Origin of the sequence: Kiloniella laminariae DSM 19542 (assembly GCF_000374005.1) — a bacterium.
Lineage (GTDB): Bacteria > Pseudomonadota > Alphaproteobacteria > Kiloniellales > Kiloniellaceae > Kiloniella > Kiloniella laminariae.
Map to the genome: position 1 here is coordinate 1 of NZ_KB893156.1, position 2,846 is coordinate 2,846.

Here is a 2,846-nt window from a genome sequence, read left to right on the forward strand (position 1 = left end):
GTTACGCTGGTTAAAGATGCGGGAACTGATGGCGAGAAGTCGACAGTCTTCAGCCTGAGCCTCGATACGGGGACAGCCTCCGGTCTGGTTGATACNGCAAGTGATGAGCCTGTTGTTCTGAGCCAGCTCGGTAATGTTATTACTGGTACCGCAGATGGTGAGACTGTCTTTACGATTACAGTTGANCCTGCGACGGGCGGGGTGACTGTTGAGCAGTTCCGCGCGCTGAAACATGGTGATACGGATGACCATGACGAAGCTGCTGACCCGCTTGAGATCGCAGCTGGTGCGATCAAACTGACGGTTACTGTGACTGATGGTGATAACGATACAGACAGCGAGTCCGTTGAACTTGGTGGTCTGATCAAGTTTGAGGATGACGGTCCGACAGCGGATCTTTCTGCGAAAGCTGGAGCCGAGATCCGCCTGGACGAGACAGACAATGACAGCGACGATGGTGATGTCGGCGGTCTGCTTGCAAATGTTACTGTTGCTGGATCGGATCTGTTTACAAACAGCTCCGCCTTTGGATCTGATGGTGCGGCGACAAGCAATGCGACGGTTTACAGCCTGACCCTTAACGGCACGCAGCCGGTTGACAGCGGTCTGGTTGATGCGGTTACTGATGAGGCGATCACACTGAGTGAAGCTGGCGGTGTTATCACCGGTAGTTCCGCAACAGGTGGTACGGTCTTTACGGTTTCGATTGATCCTGCAACGGGCGCAGTGACAGTTCAGCAGTCTCGTGCGATTGAGCATGATGACAGCAATGACCATGACGAGAGCAGTTCTCCTGCGATCATGACTTCTGGCCTGATTGAAGCGACTGTTACAGTTACGGACGGTGACGGTGACAGTCACAGCAACAATGCCGAGCTTGGTGGTCTGATCAAGTTTGAGGATGATGGTCCTGTCAATAATGCCGCGACTGTTTCCGGTACGGTTGAAGAAGACAATCTTGTTGATGGCAATGATGAAGACGCTGCAGGCAGCACGGTTGCGACCGGATCTGTCGCCAGCCTTGTTGATTTTGGTTCTGATGGAGCCGCAGCGGGTGGTGGTTTCAGTCTTACAACCGATCTGGGCAATCTTCCTGTTCTGACGTCGAACGGCCTTGCTGTTACCTATGCTGTTGTCGGAGATACTCTGACAGCTTCGACCACTGCTGGGCCTGTCTTTACGCTGCAACTTGATGCCAATGGCGATTATACCTTTACGCTTCTCGATCAGCTGGATCATCATCCGGTTGCTTCCGCAGACGATCTGGAAGGTTTCCTTGATCTTGATCTTTCTTCTGCGATTGTTGCAACGGACGGAGATGGCGACAGTGTTACTGTTGACAGTGGCTTTACCATCCGTGTTCAGGACGATGTACCTGTTGCGCTGGATGATGCCCTGAATGTCACGGATGAATCCGCTGGCAACGTTATGACCGGTAATCTGCTCCAGGCTGGTGAAAGTGCCGGTGCAGACCAACCGGGTACAATCCGTGAAATTACGCATGACGGTGTGACCTATGAGCTTGCCACTGATGGTCAGTCTGTCACTGGTGGCGGCAGCTTCGACCCTGCGACAGGTATCCTGACGATCACGACCAAAGCTGGTGCGACCCTGACTGTGGATATGGCGGGTGATAACCTCGGTGATTACAGCTATGAAGGCCCTGCGACCCATTCGGGCGAAGACTTTGCCCTAGGTGGTGGCAGCTTTGATGGTGCGACCTATACACAAACCAATCCTGCAACTGGTGTGACTGTTACTGTTATGGGAGTGGGCACACAGGCTGGAAATCCAGTTGGTGTTCTGGTTGCTCCAGCAGGTGATGGATTGGGTGTTAGTAATATTCCGCAGGGGAATGGAGATACGCCTTATGCTGATAACGGTACTGTTCAGGAAAGCCTGACTTTCAGCTTCTCTGATGCTGGCGGTGCCGTTGCAACGGATCATCTGTCATTCGAGTTTGATGGCACCACCGCTGTGAACTGGAGCGCGGTGACGGCTGATGGTGTGATTACAGGAACTTCGGCTCCGGGAGAAAATAGCTTCACGATCACGGGCAATGATATTACGTCCGTTACGTTGACAGCTGCGGACTCTTCTAGCGGTTTTGCGGTGACCCAGGTTTCTACAGCCCCGGATACCCTTGATGAAACATTTGATTATGTTCTTGAAGATGCTGATGGCGATCAGGATGGCGCAACGCTGACTGTAACGGTTGCTGATGATAATCCTGTTGCGGATATCGAGTTTAATCAGGGTGCCGAGATCCGTCTGGACGAGACAGAAAACGACGGGGATGATACTGCGGTTGATGGTCTGCTTGCGGATGTAACTGTTCTTGGTTCCGTCCTTTTCAGCAACAGCTCTGTCTTTGGTGCGGATGGTCCTGCTACTGCGGGAGCAACCGAATTCAACTTGAGCCTCGGGGGCGTGCATCCTGTTAATTCCGGACTGATTGATGTGCAGACGGATGAAGCAATTATCCTGACCCAGGAACCTGGGGGGGACATCGTTGGTTCTTCGGCCACCGGTGGTGAGGTCTTCCGTATTTCAGTCGATCCGGCTACTGGGGATGTGACCGTTACGCAAACCCGTGCGCTTGAACACAATGACAGCAACGATCATGATGAAGCATCCAGCCCGGCAATTATGAATTCCGGTGTCCTGCAGCTGATTGTGACAGTTACAGACGCAGATGGTGATCAGTCGGACGACAGCCTGGATCTGGGATCTGTGATCAAGTTTGAAGACGATGGTCCGAGCATTTCTGCGAACGCAACGACTGAGCCAGTTCTGACGGTTGACGAGACGGTTCTTGGCACGGATGCGAGCCAGAGTTTTGCTGC

Annotated in this window: 1 protein-coding gene; it reads left to right on the forward strand. The window is 52.9% G+C overall.

The window, feature by feature from the left end; all coding sequences use genetic code 11:
* Positions 1-54: 54 nt before the first annotated feature.
* Positions 55-2,846: DUF5801 repeats-in-toxin domain-containing protein (locus B152_RS26340; RefSeq protein ID WP_425402031.1), on the forward strand; the 2,792-nt coding region annotated here is incomplete at its 3' end.